Annotated in this window: 15 protein-coding genes and 2 tRNA genes; 11 read left to right on the top strand and 6 right to left on the bottom strand. The window is 57.2% G+C overall.

Annotated elements, in window-relative coordinates:
- Nucleotides 1-272: 272 nt before the first annotated feature.
- Nucleotides 273-515, top strand: coding sequence for a putative signal transducing protein (locus ACWGXE_RS11680; protein ID WP_447597941.1), 243 nt, complete (start codon nucleotides 273-275; stop codon nucleotides 513-515).
- Here ACWGXE_RS11680 and ACWGXE_RS11675 read toward each other — a convergent pair.
- Entirely contained in the window at nucleotides 512-973 is a 462-nt protein-coding gene (locus ACWGXE_RS11675) for a hypothetical protein (RefSeq protein ID WP_447597940.1), read from the bottom strand. The two genes, ACWGXE_RS11680 and ACWGXE_RS11675, sit on opposite strands and share 4 nt — an antisense overlap.
- Before the next feature lie 156 nt (nucleotides 974-1,129).
- Here ACWGXE_RS11675 and ACWGXE_RS11670 point away from each other — a divergent pair, with 156 nt between their 5' ends.
- On the top strand, nucleotides 1,130-1,498 hold the full coding sequence (locus tag ACWGXE_RS11670; RefSeq protein WP_447597939.1) for a hypothetical protein: 369 nt from the start codon (nucleotides 1,130-1,132) through the stop codon (nucleotides 1,496-1,498).
- A gap of 53 nt (nucleotides 1,499-1,551) precedes the next feature.
- Here ACWGXE_RS11670 and ACWGXE_RS11665 read toward each other — a convergent pair whose 3' ends face one another.
- The 3 genes from ACWGXE_RS11665 to ACWGXE_RS11655 form a co-directional block, all read right to left on the bottom strand.
- Nucleotides 1,552-2,337 carry a hypothetical protein gene (locus tag ACWGXE_RS11665; RefSeq protein ID WP_447597938.1) on the bottom strand — a complete coding sequence of 262 codons (786 nt, stop codon included), beginning with the start codon at nucleotides 2,335-2,337 and terminating at the stop codon, nucleotides 1,552-1,554.
- A gap of 61 nt (nucleotides 2,338-2,398) precedes the next feature.
- Complete coding sequence (locus ACWGXE_RS11660; RefSeq protein ID WP_447597937.1) at nucleotides 2,399-2,680, bottom strand: hypothetical protein; 282 nt, start codon at nucleotides 2,678-2,680, stop codon at nucleotides 2,399-2,401.
- A gap of 20 nt (nucleotides 2,681-2,700) precedes the next feature.
- A complete protein-coding gene (locus ACWGXE_RS11655) occupies nucleotides 2,701-3,006 on the bottom strand; it encodes a hypothetical protein (RefSeq protein WP_447597936.1) in 306 nt (101 codons plus the stop codon).
- Between the two features lie 109 nt (nucleotides 3,007-3,115).
- On the opposite strand from ACWGXE_RS11655, the gene metH reads away from it, so the two are divergent.
- On the top strand, nucleotides 3,116-6,820 hold the full coding sequence (gene metH, locus ACWGXE_RS11650) for a methionine synthase (RefSeq protein ID WP_447597935.1): 3,705 nt from the start codon (nucleotides 3,116-3,118) through the stop codon (nucleotides 6,818-6,820).
- A gap of 87 nt (nucleotides 6,821-6,907) precedes the next feature.
- Here metH and ACWGXE_RS11645 read toward each other — a convergent pair whose 3' ends face one another.
- Both ACWGXE_RS11645 and ACWGXE_RS11640 read right to left on the bottom strand, forming a co-directional pair.
- Nucleotides 6,908-7,405: a hypothetical protein gene (locus ACWGXE_RS11645; RefSeq protein WP_447597934.1), complete on the bottom strand. Its 498-nt coding sequence runs from the start codon at nucleotides 7,403-7,405 to the stop codon at nucleotides 6,908-6,910.
- 82 nt (nucleotides 7,406-7,487) lie between these two features.
- Nucleotides 7,488-8,624 carry an HD-GYP domain-containing protein gene (locus tag ACWGXE_RS11640; protein ID WP_447597933.1) on the bottom strand — a complete coding sequence of 379 codons (1,137 nt, stop codon included), beginning with the start codon at nucleotides 8,622-8,624 and terminating at the stop codon, nucleotides 7,488-7,490.
- 343 nt (nucleotides 8,625-8,967) lie between these two features.
- Here ACWGXE_RS11640 and rph point away from each other — a divergent pair, with 343 nt between their 5' ends.
- The 8 genes from rph to ACWGXE_RS11600 all read left to right on the top strand — a co-directional run bounded on the left by rph (nucleotide 8,968) and on the right by ACWGXE_RS11600 (nucleotide 15,602).
- Nucleotides 8,968-9,693: a ribonuclease PH gene (gene rph, locus ACWGXE_RS11635; RefSeq protein ID WP_447603715.1), complete on the top strand. Its 726-nt coding sequence runs from the start codon at nucleotides 8,968-8,970 to the stop codon at nucleotides 9,691-9,693.
- Complete coding sequence (locus ACWGXE_RS11630) at nucleotides 9,690-10,310, top strand: XTP/dITP diphosphatase (RefSeq protein WP_447597932.1); 621 nt, start codon at nucleotides 9,690-9,692, stop codon at nucleotides 10,308-10,310. The genes rph and ACWGXE_RS11630 overlap by 4 nt, the downstream gene beginning before the upstream one ends.
- Nucleotides 10,301-10,377 (top strand) — tRNA-Pro (locus tag ACWGXE_RS11625). Before ACWGXE_RS11630 ends, ACWGXE_RS11625 begins: the two co-directional genes overlap by 10 nt.
- 449 nt (nucleotides 10,378-10,826) lie before the next feature.
- Nucleotides 10,827-11,012: a hypothetical protein gene (locus ACWGXE_RS11620; RefSeq protein WP_447597931.1), complete on the top strand. Its 186-nt coding sequence runs from the start codon at nucleotides 10,827-10,829 to the stop codon at nucleotides 11,010-11,012.
- A 643-nt stretch (nucleotides 11,013-11,655) separates the two neighbouring features.
- Nucleotides 11,656-11,907: a GDSL-type esterase/lipase family protein gene (locus ACWGXE_RS11615; RefSeq protein WP_447597930.1), complete on the top strand. Its 252-nt coding sequence runs from the start codon at nucleotides 11,656-11,658 to the stop codon at nucleotides 11,905-11,907.
- A 59-nt stretch (nucleotides 11,908-11,966) separates the two neighbouring features.
- On the top strand, nucleotides 11,967-12,287 hold the full coding sequence (locus ACWGXE_RS11610; protein WP_447597929.1) for a hypothetical protein: 321 nt from the start codon (nucleotides 11,967-11,969) through the stop codon (nucleotides 12,285-12,287).
- A gap of 107 nt (nucleotides 12,288-12,394) precedes the next feature.
- Nucleotides 12,395-12,471 (top strand) — tRNA-Arg (locus ACWGXE_RS11605).
- An 8-nt stretch (nucleotides 12,472-12,479) separates the two neighbouring features.
- Nucleotides 12,480-15,602, top strand: a complete 3,123-nt coding sequence (locus tag ACWGXE_RS11600; RefSeq protein WP_447597928.1) for a DUF748 domain-containing protein — start codon at nucleotides 12,480-12,482, stop codon at nucleotides 15,600-15,602.
- Nucleotides 15,603-15,649 lie beyond the last annotated feature (47 nt).

Raw genomic sequence — 15,649 nt, 5'->3', positions numbered from 1 at the left:
GGCTCCCGGCCTTCCGGTTGAGTGTAGGGAGCCTTCGAGAAAAATGCAACGAATCACACCTTTCACGTGCAGCATGCGTTCACGGCGAGTCGGCACGGAATCGATGTCGGCACCTCCTGAGCGCTTTATGCGGCATGCCGTCGCCTGATGGATCTGTTCTTCCGGGGAATGAGGCAGCCGCGGCCGGTCATCCGGTTGTCTCATGTCGTCTACGATGCGGTGCACAACGCGTATTACAATTCCAGACGGTTACAGGGGGCAGGATAATCGCTATGGGAATGGTAGTTTTGAGGGAAGCAGGCGACATGGGGGAACTCGCCATGATCAAGAGCCTGCTCGAAGGCAGCGGCATTCCGTATGTGGTACATCATGAACATGTGAGCAGCCTATACCCGGGAATTCCGTTTTTGAGCGGACGGGTCATGGTTGATGAAGCGGAGCGCGACCGGGCCGAAGTCCTGTTGAGCCGGCTGCATCTGGACATCCGAGAGGCGGAAGAGGCGCGGGACGATTAAGTTCTCGGCGGATGCGGCGAGCGTTTGGGAACATCGGGGGTGGTCAGCGTGGGATCGCGTTGGTCGGAGCCGGAGAAATGACCGCCGATGAGGCGGCCCTCCTCAAAGTACAAATACCGGTGCTTGACGATAGCCGCGCTTTCCCAGTCTTCGAAGATCCACTCCTCGCGTCTTAGCCCGTCGCTTGTGTGAGAGACATTGATGGTGTTCGGCGATCCCCAAGATTCCAGCACCTGCTCGCGTGACATTCCGACCATGACCCGATGGCTTTCAATGTGCTTGCTGAAGTCGGGATCGAGCCAGTAAGGCACGAATCGCGCGGCCAGCATCGCCAGCAGAAAGAGACCGAGAAACGCATAGATAACGATGCGCACCGGGCGCCGGCAAAGAAACGGCTTCTCCGATGTCTCGGGCGGAGGGATGGCGGTGGAGTCTTCGTGCGCCGGTATATTCATCATGGCGGATCGAGTGACTGCGGGAGGCCTGGACATATTCGGCTGCATGCTAAACAATCGCTTTTCGGGGAGTCAAGCCCGGATTATGCGCCACACTTCGCGATGAATATGCGATGCGTCGGAAGCCCTCATGGATAAAGTAGTCAGGAGGCAGGATCGGTGATCGTTGAAGTAGAAGCCAATCCGAACTGTGAGCAAGGGTTCTTTGGACGCTTCAAGGAACTGAGCCGTCCAAGGCTGATCCGAGAGATTAAGCTTTATGACCGCCGGCCGGAAGGCGAGTGGTACGAAGTGACGGGCTGGAGCGATGATCCGGACCAACCCTGTTGTCCTGCCTGGTCTTGTCCCGTGGAAGACTCCGGCGCCGGCCGGACGTACCTGGTCTACGGAGGCATCTTCGGCCTCAGATTCAAACCGACCGGCCGGGAAGAAGCCTGGAACCTTGACAGCCCACATCAATGGGGTGAGCCCTACCTGGCTGTGGCAGACGGCAGCGATCTTCGGCTCAGCGACGTCGGCCAGGAATGAAAAACGGACGTTGACGCGGATCGGATGGGCCAGTAGGGGCAGGTCGGCGCCGGTCAATCGGCATACTTCGGGATAGGAATCTTTTTCGGCGGCGGGGGCGGAGGGATCTGCTGCGCGAATTCCTTGGAGTAAGGATTCAGAATCGGGTCGTGAGTATTCCGCTGGCGTTGTTTGACCAGTTGCAAGCTTTGCGCGCTGATCTCAACCCGATCGATCAACGCCTTGGGCGTCAGGGGATCGGGCAGTCCCTGCAGCGAGAACATCTGGAACGCCAGGCTCCAATCGAGACTTTCCTTTCCCTTCTCACGGATGATGAAGCGGGCATCCGGCGAGGCCTCTCCCTGAAACATCAAGACCATGACGTTGGAGCGGAAGGTCGGCGCGTTCGGATCCTGTGACGGACGGAACTCGGGCACGAGGTCCGGGATCTTGGAGAGGGGAACCGGGGGAGAAAACTCAATATCGACAAGCCGGACGTATAACGGTCGATCCTCCTCATGATTATTCGGGTCTACCGCGAAGCCGAACGAATACCGGACTTCGACTCCATCGCGGCGAAAGGTATAGACATCCTCCCCGTTCTCCGGTGACACCAATTTCTTGAAATATTTTTCCCAGTCGGCAATCGGATAGTACGTAAAGACCCGCAGCGCGGATTTCCGATCACGCACCGCCTGCGGCTGGCCCAGTTTCTCATGCAACTCGGCTTGCGTGAGACCGAGGTAGCCGTCGGCAAAATAGGCTCCCGCCCCAGCGGAAGACGGGATGAGCCACGTACCCAAGAATACCGTCAGGACGAAACCATGAATGAGAAGGGCATTTCTTCCTCCGGCCCGCATAGTACTGTGATCCTATGATTGCGTTTGGGGCTATGTCAATCTTCGTGGGAGAGGCGATTTATCACTGCTTTTCCAAGGAGGAGACGTGGCTGAGCGGGCAGCCGGTCTGGGGAGCATTCGCCAGAATAACGTTCAATTCAGTCACGGATTGTTCCAGAGGATGGGGAATCGTGCCATCGACATTGATCTGGAATATCGGTGGTGCCGGCCATTGCTCAGAGCGAAGCGGTGTGGGAATGCACCGCTTGACCGACTCCGGTTGTCGCGAAGTGACCGTATGGAGAATTGATTGGGACCGGCGAATGAGATGGAGTTGGACGGTGCCGGCCCGCACCGTGCCCACGTCATAGCCTCTTCAGTAGATCAGATTCGCAAGCCAACGGAGGCGCACCATTGTCCCATGGGATGTGGAGTTGGCTGTGAAGGAATCTGTAACTCAACAGGAGGGAAGGCGATGTCCTGCCATCTCAGCAGCAGATGATCCTTCGTCACGGCATCGGTTTCAATAAGATCGTGCTCGCGCAGGCGCAGGTGGGAATGAAAGGTCTTCACGAAGTTCCCGGCGTTCCGGAGTTCCCCGCAGGCCGGAATAAGGCGATCCCAGCGTGACCAGTAAGGGGGCGCTTCAACCGTGAACGGGGCCAAAAGCGGGGTCGTGAGCAGGAGCAACCCGCAGAGCCGGAAGCAAAGTTCGGCTGGGACCGCGAATTGTCAAGAACTTGCGTGAAGCCGGACTCTTCAGTAGGATCAGGCCACCATCTCAATAGACAGGACAAGTATGCCACAACATCAAGCGGCAACACTTTTGCCCGAACTGCTTCGTGACCGTATCGTGATTCTGGACGGGGCGATGGGCACGATGATCCAGCGCTATCAGCTGGATGAAGCGGCCTTCCGCGGAGAGCGATTTAAAGATTGGAAGAAGGATCTCAAAGGTCACAACGACCTGTTGAATGTCACCCAGCCGGCCGTCATTGAAGACATCCACCGGCAGTATCTGCAAGCCGGCGCGGATATCATCGAGACCAACACGTTCAATTCCCAGGCGATCTCGCTGGCCGATTACGACATGGCCGATCTTGGCTATGACTTGGCGAAGGCAGGAGCCGAATGTGCCAGGCGGGCGATCGAAGAGGTCTGTGCCGCCGATCCCGGCCGGCGCTGCTTTGCGGCCGGCGCCATTGGCCCGACGACTAAGACGGCCTCCGTCTCGACCGATCCGCTGGATCCGGCCGCTCGGGCGACGACGTTCGACGCCTTGGTCTCGGCATACGAGGAACAAGTTAAGGGTCTTCTGGACGGCGGCGTCGATTTGTTGCTGGTCGAGACGATTTTCGACACCCTCAATGCCAAGGCCGCCTTCTACGCCATCCAGAAGCACTTTGATGAGACAGAGCGCCGCGTTCCGATCATGGCGTCCGTGACCTTCATCCAGGCGGGCAGCAATCGAGGTTTTTCGGGCCAGACGGTGGAAGCTTTCTGGAATTCCATTTCGCACGTGCCGCTTTTGAGCGTCGGCATGAACTGCGCGCTCGGTCCGAAGGAAATGCGCCCGCTCATTGAGGAATTGGCCGCTCTCGCACCCTGCTATGTCAGCAGCCATCCGAATGCCGGTTTGCCCAATCCGCTGCTTCCCACGGGGTTTCCCGAGACACCGGAGACGCTGGCCCCTCAATTGGCGGAATGGGCTAAAAATGGATGGCTCAATATCGTGGGCGGCTGTTGCGGTACGACACCGGCGCACATCGCGCGCATAGCGGAAGCCGTGCGCTCGCTGCCTCCGCGTGTGCCGAAGCCGGTCGAGCCCTATACGCGCTTGAGCGGACTGGAGGCGGTCACACTGCGCCCGGAATCCAACTTCGTCAATATCGGGGAACGGACCAACGTAACCGGGTCTCCGGCGTTCGCCAAGCTCGTATTGGCCGGAGACTACGAAGCCGCCCTCTCGGTGGCACGCCAGCAGGTGGAAGGCGGTGCCCAGATTATCGACATCAACATGGACGAGGGGCTGCTGGACTCCAAGGCGGCGATGGAAAAATTCCTGCGTCTGCTGGCAGCCGAGTCGGACATCGCCCGCGTCCCTGTCATGGTCGATAGTTCACGGTGGGAAGTCATTGAAACTGGACTGAAGAATCTGCAGGGGAAGGGCATCGTCAATTCCATCAGTCTCAAAGAGGGCGAGGCGCAGTTCCTTCATCATGCGCGCCTCATTCGCCGGTATGGAGCGGCTGTGGTGGTCATGGCCTTTGATGAGCGAGGCCAGGCGGACACGCTGGAGCGAAGAATCGAGATCTGCCGGCGGTGCTACCGGCTCCTCATGGAACAGGCTGCATTCCCGGCGCAAGACATCATTTTCGACCCGAACATCCTCACCGTCGCGACGGGGATTGAAGAGCACAACAACTACGCGGTCGATTTCATCGGGGCGACCCGCTGGATCAAACAGAATCTGCCGCTCGCGAAAGTCAGCGGCGGGGTCAGCAACATTTCCTTTTCGTTTCGCGGCAACAACGTGGTTCGGGAAGCGATGCACGCGTCCTTCTTGTACCATGCGATCCAGGCCGGTCTCGACATGGGCATCGTCAACGCCGGACAGCTTGCCGTCTATGAGGAAATCCCAAGGGATCTGCTCGAGCTGGTCGAAGACGTGTTGCTCAATCGCCGGCCCGATGCTACCGAGCGGTTGGTCACCTTTGCCGAGACGGTGAAACAGAAGGGCAAGGCGGTCGTAAAAGACGACGCCTGGCGGACCGGTTCGGTGGAGGATCGGCTGACCCATGCCCTGGTGAAGGGGATTACGGACTATATTGAGCAGGATGTGGAGGAGGCGCGGCTCAAAAGCGCGCGGTCGCTGGATGTCATCGAAGGACCCTTGATGGCCGGAATGAACGTCGTCGGCGATCTCTTCGGCTCAGGCAAGATGTTTTTGCCGCAGGTGGTCAAGAGCGCCAGGGTGATGAAGAAGGCCGTCGCCTACTTGATGCCCTTCATGGAGGCCGAAAAAGAAAAGCAGGGTCGGCAGAAGGCCAACGGCAAGGTCTTGCTGGCGACGGTCAAGGGCGACGTCCATGACATCGGCAAGAACATCGTCGGGGTGGTGCTGGGCTGCAACAACTATGAGGTCCTGGATCTAGGGGTCATGGTGCCGTGCGAAAAAATCTTGGCCACGGCGCGCGAGCAGAAGGTCGATATTATCGGACTGAGCGGCTTGATCACCCCCTCATTGGACGAAATGATCCATGTCGCGAAGGAGATGACAAGGGAGGGGTTCGGCCTGCCGTTGCTCATCGGCGGCGCCACGACGAGCAAAGCTCATACGGCGGTGAAGATTGCGCCCTCCTATTCGAATCCGACGATCCACGTGCTGGACGCCTCACGGGCCGTCGCGGTGGTCGGGACCCTGCTGAATCCGCAGCAGCATGGCGACTTTGTCCACAAAGTCCGACTGGACTATGAACAGGTCCGGCAGGCGCATTTCGACCGCGGAGCCAAGACACTGCGGTCGTTGTCTGAGTCGCGAGCGCGGCATCTCCAAACGGATTGGCAGGCCGTTGATATCCCGAGTCCGGCCTTTACCGGTATCCGTGTCATTGATGATCTGCCTCTTGCCGAACTGGTTCCCTATATCGATTGGACTCCCTTCTTTCACGCCTGGGAATTGAAGGGCAGATATCCGGCGATTCTGGAGGATTCAAAAGTAGGAACCAAGGCGCAGGAGGTCTTTGGAGACGCCCGTAAGCTGCTGAGCCAAATCATCGACGGGCGATTGCTTCAGGCCAAGGGCGTGTACGGATTTTTCCCGGCGAACAGTATCGGGGATGACATCGTCCTCTATGCCGGCGGCGCACGCGATCAAATCGCCGCGACCGTCCGTACGCTGAGGCAGCAACTGGAAAAGCCGCCCGGCCAGCCGAACCTCGCGCTGGCGGATTTCATTGCGCCTCGAGAGTCCGGCCGAGCGGATTATCTGGGTGTTTTTGCGGTGACTGCGGGACATGGATTGGAGCCCTTGTGCCGGGGGTTTGAGCGGGATCACGACGACTACAATTCGATCATGGCCAAGGCGTTGGCCGACCGGTTGGCGGAGGCCTTTGCGGAATGGTTGCATAAGCAAGTACGTGGCGAATGGGGGTACGGAAAGGATGAGCAACTCTCAAGCGAAGATCTGATCCGCGAGCGGTATCGCGGCATTCGCCCGGCGCCCGGTTATCCGGCCTGTCCGGATCACACGGAGAAGCGGCTTGTGTTCGATCTGCTGGAGGCCGAACGCCACGCGGGTATGCAGTTGACCGATTCGTTCGCCATGTATCCGGCTGCTTCCGTCAGCGGCCTGTATTTCGCCCACCCGGAGGCGAAATATTTTGCTGTGGGGAAGATCGGCCACGATCAAGTAGAAGACTATGCCCGTCGAAAAGGGATGGCGGTGGGTGAGGTCGAGCGATGGCTCTCGCCGAATCTGAATTACGACCCGGAATCGTTATGAAATATGAATTCGTGATTTATGATTTGTGAGGTCAAAGACTTCGCCAGATCACCAACGTATCAGGCCAGATTTTGACGACCGGCTTCGTTACGATTTGGCAGCGGCGACGGTGGCCGGCATGGGCAGCGGCAAGGCTGTCGTCTTCGTCACGGCTGCCAGTGAAGATTTGACCCAGCGGTAGCGTTCCTCGGCCCACCGGTTAAAAGTCTCCGTGTCATCGAAGACCAGATCCCATGCCTTGGCCGCGTCGAGCATCAAGAGTTGATGCGGCAGGTTATGTCCCGGAAAATACACGACCAAGACGGCCGAATTTCCGGTCAGGCTCACGTCGGTAAAGACGTGGATCATGGAATGGGACGGCAACGACAGGTCGCGCGAAGCCGCCTCGACCAAAGGTTGATAGAGGCGTTGGAGCAGCTGGGTCGTCTCTTCATAGGGCGTTTTGGTTTTCAACAGTCGGGGATTGGGCTTTTCTCCGAAGAGATTATCCGTCAAGTACGTTGCGGCTTCCCAGGTGGGCATCATGCCGGTTGAGGCGAGAGCTTCACAGAGATACGCGAGCCAATTCCGTGTCCTACGTGCCATGATTATCCTCTCCATCCCTTCGCAATCCCCGGTCCATGATACTGGATACATCGTGCCTTTCCATCACGTCCGGGCGTGGGAGTCAGCGCACCGGTGCTTTAAACGAACGATCGGCGTATTGGTCGTGGATTTTCTTTACGTCAGCGATTGATGCCAGAAATACGTCGAGCAGATCCGGATCGTAATGCTCGCCCCGATGCTTGGTCATGAGTTCCACTGCGTGCTCGAAGGGGAACGCCGGCTTGTAGACCCGCTCCGTCGTCAATGCGTCGAACGCGTCAGCCACGGCTGCAATACGGCCTTCCACCGGAATCGCCTCACCTTTCAACTTTCTCGGGTAGCCGCTGCCGTCCCACCGTTCGTGGTGCGTCCAAGCGATGAGCGCGGCCACTTTCAAGAGTTCCGCATCCGAACCGACCAGGATGCGATAGCCGATCTCGGCGTGTTGCGCGATCACATTGAACTCTTCCGGGGTGAATTTTCCCGGTTTGAGGAGCACGTGGTCAGGGGTGCCAATCTTTCCGATATCGTGCATCGGGCTAGCTGTCCTGATAAGATCACAGCGGTCCGGGGCAATGCCGTAGCGGCGCGCGAGTAGTTCACAATAATGACTCATCCGTTGGATGTGCTGAGCCGTCGCGCTGTCCCGGAATTCCGCGGCGATGGCCAGGCGCTGAATCGTCTCTTCACGGGAGAGCCGCAACTCCTTTTCACTGCGCTCGAGCCATTCCAGCGCCTGTTGCAATGCGATGGTCCTGGTCCTGACCATTTCCTCGAGATTCTCGCGATGCATGCCGTTCTCGATTTCCAGTTTGCGCCGGCGCAGGGCGTTCGCCACGCTGATCAGGACCTCATTGGATTCAAACGGCTTAATGACATAGCCGAAGGCCCCCATCTCGAGCGCGGCGTTGGCCAGGACCGGGCTGTCGAGTCCCGTCACCATAATGACGGCGGTGTGTGAATGGAGCGACCGAATGTGGCGGACCAAATCCATGCCGGATTCACCCGGCATATTGACGTCGCAGAGGACGAGCGCGAACGGTTGACGGTCAAGGTGTTGACGCGCCTCGCGCGCGTCCGCGGCGAGGCTGATGGCATAGCCATGAGGTTCGAGCAGGAAGCCGAGCAATCGCCGGAGCGCCTCCTCGTCATCGACGATTAAGATGTTTCTGTTCTCGATCAGCGTGTGATTTGCCGTCCGAACGGTTTCTACCTGCATTATTCTACACCACGATCATGAGTGAGAATGGAAGAATGGTGCGAGATGCGGCCTGATTCATTATCGGTATAATCACTATGGGTCTTGAGGCCGCCGCTGAGTCGATGAAGCAGAACTGCACCTTTTGTGCCGTTTGAGTCTGCAACGAGAGCCAAGCGTACAGATCGGATTATACACGGCTTGGCTCCAGATACTACAAGAAGCATGAAGCCGGCGTGCCAGAGAATTGACACAGACCCGCCCCACCGGTGTTCAGCTATTTGCTCTTTCGCACCCCCTTCACTATAATTTGCACGTTTCATTGGCTGGAAGGAGAGTGGGCGTGATACGGAATGGATCAAACTTGATACGGTTCGATGGGCGCCGGAAGGACCAGATCCGGCCGGTCAGGGTCACTAGAAATTTCACCAAACATGCGGAAGGCTCAATTTTGATGGAAATGGGCGACACGAAAGTGATCTGCACCGCTTCCGTCGAAGAGAAGGTTCCTCCATTCCTCCGTGACAAGGGGAAAGGATGGGTGACGGCGGAATATGCCATGCTTCCGCGCGCCACGCATGATCGGTCGCCGCGTGAAGCGGTCAAAGGCAAACAAGGAGGCCGGACGCTGGAGATTCAGCGGTTGGTCGGAAGGGCGCTGCGGGCCGTGACCGACATGTCGCAGATGGGGGAACGGACGATCTGGATCGATTGCGATGTGATCCAGGCGGACGGAGGGACGAGGACCGCCTCGATTACCGGCTCATTCATTGCGCTGGCCGATGCGTTTGCCGTATTGAAGAAGAAGGACTTGCTGAAAAAAACTCCGCTGACAGACTACTTGGCTGCCATTTCGGTAGGAAAAGTAGGCGGGGAAGTCATGGTGGATCTGGCGTATGAAGAGGATTCTCTCGCCGAAGTGGACATGAATGTCGTCATGACGGGCGCCGGCCGGTACGTTGAAATCCAGGGCACGGCCGAACGGACTCCGTTTCATAAGAAGGATATGGATGATTTCCTGAATTTGGGATGGAAGGCGATCGAAGAACTAGTTGAACTTCAGAAATCATTGGTTGGTCCCTTGGGATGATTACCGAACTCGTGTTGGCGACGAGAAATCAGCATAAGGGGAAAGAACTCAAGGCGCTCTTGGGAGGCGAGGGCTACGTTATCCGAACCCTGGCGGAATTTCCCGAGGCGCCGGATGTGGTCGAAGATGGGGCGACTTGCGAGGCCAACGCTATAAAGAAAGCGACGGAGATTGCACGGCATACGGGCCTTCCGGCCATCGCCGATGACACGGGCCTCATGGTGGAGGCCTTGGGGGGACAGCCAGGGGTCCGTGCAGCCCGGTATGCCGGGGAAGCCGCCACCTATAAGGACAATTGCGCCAAACTGCTGCGCGAACTGGAAGGAGTGCCGCGAGAACGGCGCGGGGCGCGATTCATCACCGTCGCAGCCATCGCGTTTCCCACCGGCCAATCAGCTGCCGTGGAAGGCTCGTTGGAGGGGATCATTACCGACCGCGAAATCGGCTCGCAAGGATTCGGCTATGATCCGGTGTTCTTTATTCCAGAATCCGGGAAAACATTGGCCCAGATGTCTCAAGCAGAAAAGAATCGAGTCAGCCATCGGGCTAGGGCTTTCGGGAAGGCTAAAGAACTTCTCCGAACCATGCGATTTGACAGCCATACAGTCGGGGCGTAGCGCAGCCCGGTAGCGCGCCTGCTTTGGGAGCAGGATGTCGGAGGTTCAAATCCTCTCGCCCCGACCATAGTGTGAAAATATAGATCGAGCGTCGAGAGGATTTCAGGCGAAGCCTCTCTTCATTGACGCCCGCAGATAAACCCTTCATGCTGCCCGAATAATTCCTTGCACAACAGAGCTTGCTCGACCTGGAGTCCAGCGAACTTCTTCGTGCGACCCGTCGCCTCTTCATCGCTTCATCGTATTTGCCGGCGCCGGATAAGCGCCGCCAGCAACCTTCTTCGATGGGTCGTGGCGACGGGATAAAGCCCTCCGGTGAACCATCTGCTTCGTGACTCAGCGCGCCTGATTAGGCAGAGCGTCCTCTTGCTGCCGATTGAACTTGGAACAACTACCTAACATGATTTAGTAAGTTATAACGCTAAAGGCAAACGGCTCCTTGACAGAATGAACGTATTTCCCCACCATGGGGCCAACAGCTTAGTGAACTGCGCTATGGCTAGGAGGCCCTATTCTATGACGAATGGCGGTGAGGCTTCGGCAGAAAAGGTCGATCCGGCGCACTGCATGCATGCCCGGCTTTTAGAGCATGTGCGTGATCGGGACGGCCACACCACGAACACACTGCAATGTTGCGAATGCGGAGCATTGGTGGCCCGGCCGTTGGACAAGCCAACGCCGTCTCAATCTTCCCCCAAATAAACGGATCGGCCGCAGGTGCGACAGTTGAGAGCGTGGTACCGGCAGGGCGATCAGTAATCGTTTGGTCCTATGCCTTCATCCGAAGCGCATGTCGGGCAGTAGTACATCGCAGGAGTCCATATGGTCCAAAGCCGATCTTCCGAGTGCTCATAGGCTTCCCGCCTACAATTCGCACAAGCCGCATTCGGGTGCTTCTGTATCAAGACCGAAGGTTTGACATGTTGAACCGGCATGGTCAGGCCTTTCTTCTCCTCAAACGAGCAGCCCCCAGATATCAACAAACCATAAGACTCAGGCGTGATTCGGCCTCGGGGGGCTATGGTCATCGACAGGAGAAACACGATAAGCCCGATACCAGACAGCATAGACGAACTTTCATGATGAGCCCCCCGCTAAGAATACCGGGACGAGCCCAAGCAATGAAGATGCCATCGGATGGGCATCCATGAGAGTTCAATACGTCAATACAATCAACGCTTCACCAATTTGGACGGGATTGAACTGTAGGGCGAACCGTACAGGCTAGAAGGAATTTGTGCAGGGCTGGGCGGAAGACGCGCCGATTTGAATGGATTATCAAGACAACATCGGCACTCATGGAAGAACGTGAACAGGCGCGACGCATGATCATGGGCACGATCAAGTGGGCAAACCTCTCGTTCGTAGTCAAAGCCGGCCGCCTGAACGAATCGAGGCACTCAACGAGATCCTCAAGGGCCTGGCTAATCGATACAGTGCGGTGTATTTGGACTATTACACTGCTATGAATGATGGCCAAGGGCTTTTGAGGTCCGAACTTAGTGATGATGGGGTTCATCCTAACCGCCAGGGGTACTCCGTCATGGCACGTCTAGCGGAACGGGCCATAGCGACTGCGCTGGCAAGAGAAGCATAAAGAGGATCTGGAATGCGAGAATCACCCTCTACGATACGGAGAATGGTGACCCTCGGGGTGTGCCGTTGAATAAAGATGCAATCAGTGCGCTTACTGAAATTGAATCGGACCCGATTCAACGGAAAGGGAGAGTCTCTAAACGACGAGACGGCCAGGCGTGGGTCAGGTTTGAACCGCGTGTGAAAACGCACTGGAGCGGGCGGCTGACCCTGATTTTCAATTCACATGATTTATGGCATACCGCAGCAAGCCATACAATCATGCGCGGACGGCCGCTGAAAGAGATTCAAGAGGTTCTAAGCCACAAGAGTTTCACTATGACCCAGTCCCATGCATTTGCGGACCGCCGTCCAATCGCTGGAACGCTTGACGTGTCGTAAACCGAGTCATGCGGCGCTTGACGGGATGGCACAAGAAATGGCACAAAACAGCGAAATCGAGCATCAGGCTGTAGGCCATCCCTCGCAACCTCGCGTTTTTACATTCTGCGCCCGTAGCTCAGTCGGATAGAGCAACAGCCTTCTAAGCTGTGGGTCGCTGGTTCGATTCCAGCCGGGCGCACCAATGATGCCATGACATTGCTCTATCGCTTTCGACACCTCATTCTGACCTTGATCCTGGTGGTGGGTCTCTACGCATTGCTCGGGTTCGTCGTGGCGCCCTATCTCGTGAAGCGCTACGGCGTTCAGGCCGTTTCCGAAAAGCTTCAACGACCCGTTTTGCTCCACGATGTACAAATCAACCCCTTCGCCCTATCGATCCGGCTCACGGGTTTCGAAATTCAGGAACCTGATCACAGGGCAATCCTTGGCTTCGACGAGTTGTTCATCGATTTTGAAGCATTGATTTCGCTGTTCAAGCAGGCCTATGCCTTCAACGAAATCAATGTGGTACTGCCGTTTGTGTCGGCCAGAATCCTTCCCGACAAAAAGCTGAATCTTCTTGGACTGCTTCCACCTCGATCCGAGACTCCACCGCCGCCGCCGGCTAGGGCAGAGAAGGCGGAGATTCCGTTGGTCCAAGTCGGCTTGATTCAAATTCAATCGGGCGTATTGGAGTTCCGAGACGAGTCGAAGAAGAAGCCGGTCATGATTGATGTGGTCCCGATCGAGATCCTGCTGCGCAATTTCAGCACCAAGCCGGGCAAGGAGAATCCCTATGCGTTTACCGCTGAATTCGGGCAGGGTGAGACCTTTTCATGGAACGGCACATTCTCGCTTGAACCACTCGAATCGGATGGGACAATATCCCTGGCCAATATCGATCTACTGACCTTTTGGCGCGGCGTACAAGACCGCTTCAAATTTGATTTGAAGTCGGCGGCGCTCGACCTTGATATTCGGTATTCCTTCGACCTGCGGGCCGATCCCATCAACTTTCGCGTCAATGACGGAAAGCTTGCGCTGCGCGATTTTCGATTGGCGGAGAGAGGCGGGAAGGAGCCGCTGATATCGATTCCATCGATCAAGATCGACGAAATGCGCCTTGATCTGGCGGGCCGTGACATCAAGATGGGAACCATTAAGACCGATCAGGGACGGATCCGCGGTTGGCTTGAACCGGATGGCTCGGTAAATTATGTCCCCCTTCTGGCCTCGCCTGATTCGGAAGACCGTGATGTGCCCGCTCCCCCGTCCGGCCAGGCGCCGGCCCAGACAAAAGAAGCCGAACCCTGGTCCGTTATGGTGAAAACAGTTCAGGTCAATGACTACGGGGTCACATTCGAAGATCGATCCTTGTCTCCCACGGCTCAGATGAGCATCGAGGACATGCGGGTAACGGTGAAGGATGTGCGGGTGCCTTTTGCGAAGCCGATGAACGTCGCGGTGGGGCTTACGCTCAACAAGACCGGGCACGTGGAAACGGAAGGCTCAATGGGGCTGAATCCCATGCGTGCGGATCTGCGCCTCAATCTCTCCCACATCAGGCTCATGCCGTTTCAGCCCTATGCCGACCGGTTTGTGCAGGCGGATATAGACGGCGGGGAGCTGCACCTTGACGGAGCAGTCCGGTATGCGGAAAAGCATGTCGATGAACCGTTGCTGGCGTACGACGGCAAGGTGTCCATCACGGACTTTGAACTTGCCGATCGCGCCTCGAAAAAACCAGCCGTTTCATGGGATTCCCTTGCGCTGACGAAAATGGCGATCCGGCTCAATCCGACCTCGGTCAAAGTCGGCGAAATCGAATGGCGAGCGCCGTCCATCCAGGTGGTGAAGGACGCCGACGGGACGCTGAATCTGTCCCGAATTGCCGGCGGGAGCGGCGCGGCTCCGGCCAAGCCTCCGAAAGCCAAAAAAGTGAAAACGGCCGGGAAGGCCCCTATGCCGCCGGTCGCCTTCGATACGGTCAAGTTAGTCAAAATGGACATGACATTCGTCGATCAATCCATTGAACCTCCCGTCATCACGGGAATTCAGGAATTGACCGGAACAATCAAAGGCCTTTCGTCCAAGGAGGTGGCGCGAGCCAAGGTGTCGCTCGCCGGGAAGGTGGATAAGATCGCGCCGATGAAGATCCAGGGACAGATCAATCCCCTCAGCGAAACCTCCTATACGGACCTCAAAGTCCTCTTCGACAATGTGAATCTCATTGCCGCCTCGCCCTATGCCGGCAAGTACGCGGGATATCCCATCACAAAGGGAAAACTTTATCTGGATCTCATGTATCAGGTCTCAAAGAATCAGCTCCATGGGGAAAATAAGGTGGTGATCGACCAATTCACCTTCGGAGAGAAGACCGACAGCCCGGATGCGACCTCGCTACCCGTCCGGTTGGCGGTGGCCTTGCTGAAGGATCGGCAGGGCAAAATCGAGATCGATCTCCCGGTGCGGGGAGATTTGAATGAACCGGATTTCAAGTATGGACAGGTGCTGTTGGACGCATTGGTCAACTTGATTACCAAGGTCGCCGCGTCGCCGTTTGCCGCTATCGGCAATCTGGTCGGCGGCAACGGCGAGGAACTTCAGTATGTAGCCTTCGACCCGGGCAGCGCCGAATTGACGGATGCAGACCGCGGCAAGCTGCAGACGCTGGAAAAGGCGCTGAATGAGCGGCCTGCATTGCGTCTGGAAGTGGAAGGCCGCGCGGACCCATCGCTGGACGGGCGTGCTCTCGCACAGCAAAAGGTCGAAGCGGCCATGCTGGCACGCTATGCGAAAACGAACAAGAAGGCCGCCGCGTCACCACCCTCGGCCGATCGCAGATTGGAATTGTTGAACGAGTTGTACATTGAACAATTCGGTAAACAACCGATGAAACGGGAAGAAATTGCCAGGGGGAAGGCGGTCGAACGGGTGATGTCGGGTGAGGAGGTGATGAATGAACTCGCTGCCACCCGACAGGTCACCGAGGTCGAACTCCGCCAGCTCGCGCAGAATCGGGCCGTGCGAATCAGGGAATTCCTTGTCGGGGAGAATCACGCGGGCCAGGAGCGCCCTGGAGAAACAGCAAATCAGGGGCATCAGGAAACGCAAGCGAAACAGCAGCATGAGGGGAACCGAACGGATCAACTGAAAGAGAGCGATCAGGACATCCCGAGCGATCAGGATAAAGGAGCACAAGCGGAGCAGCAACCGAAGCGGGAGCGAGAGGACAATCATATGAGTGAAGACCGTGTCTTTTTGCTGGATGTCGAACTTGGCGCGTCCGGCGGCGAGCAGGTGCGCTGCAAGCTAAATTTGTCGGGCGCCTGAACGGGCCGCAGGTACCCCTTGAACCAAGCATCGTGGACACGGTAGGG

The organism is Nitrospira sp. Nam80 (assembly GCF_965152575.1).
Note: the sequence above shows the minus strand (reverse complement) of the source record. Positions and strands in the feature narration are given on the sequence as shown.

What these genes read in the sequence shown, in the direction of transcription:
- ACWGXE_RS11645 (WP_447597934.1), bottom strand. Translation starts at nt 7,405, where the DNA reads ATGGCACGTAGGACACGGAATTGGCTCGCGTATCTCTGTGAAGCTCTC.
- ACWGXE_RS11680 (WP_447597941.1), top strand. Translation starts at nt 273, where the DNA reads ATGGGAATGGTAGTTTTGAGGGAAGCAGGCGACATGGGGGAACTCGCC.
- metH (WP_447597935.1), top strand. Translation starts at nt 3,116, where the DNA reads ATGCCACAACATCAAGCGGCAACACTTTTGCCCGAACTGCTTCGTGAC.
- ACWGXE_RS11630 (WP_447597932.1), top strand. Translation starts at nt 9,690, where the DNA reads ATGATTACCGAACTCGTGTTGGCGACGAGAAATCAGCATAAGGGGAAA.
- ACWGXE_RS11665 (WP_447597938.1), bottom strand. Translation starts at nt 2,337, where the DNA reads ATGCGGGCCGGAGGAAGAAATGCCCTTCTCATTCATGGTTTCGTCCTG.
- ACWGXE_RS11600 (WP_447597928.1), top strand. Translation starts at nt 12,480, where the DNA reads ATGACATTGCTCTATCGCTTTCGACACCTCATTCTGACCTTGATCCTG.
- ACWGXE_RS11675 (WP_447597940.1), bottom strand. Translation starts at nt 973, where the DNA reads ATGATGAATATACCGGCGCACGAAGACTCCACCGCCATCCCTCCGCCC.
- ACWGXE_RS11640 (WP_447597933.1), bottom strand. Translation starts at nt 8,624, where the DNA reads ATGCAGGTAGAAACCGTTCGGACGGCAAATCACACGCTGATCGAGAAC.
- ACWGXE_RS11620 (WP_447597931.1), top strand. Translation starts at nt 10,827, where the DNA reads ATGACGAATGGCGGTGAGGCTTCGGCAGAAAAGGTCGATCCGGCGCAC.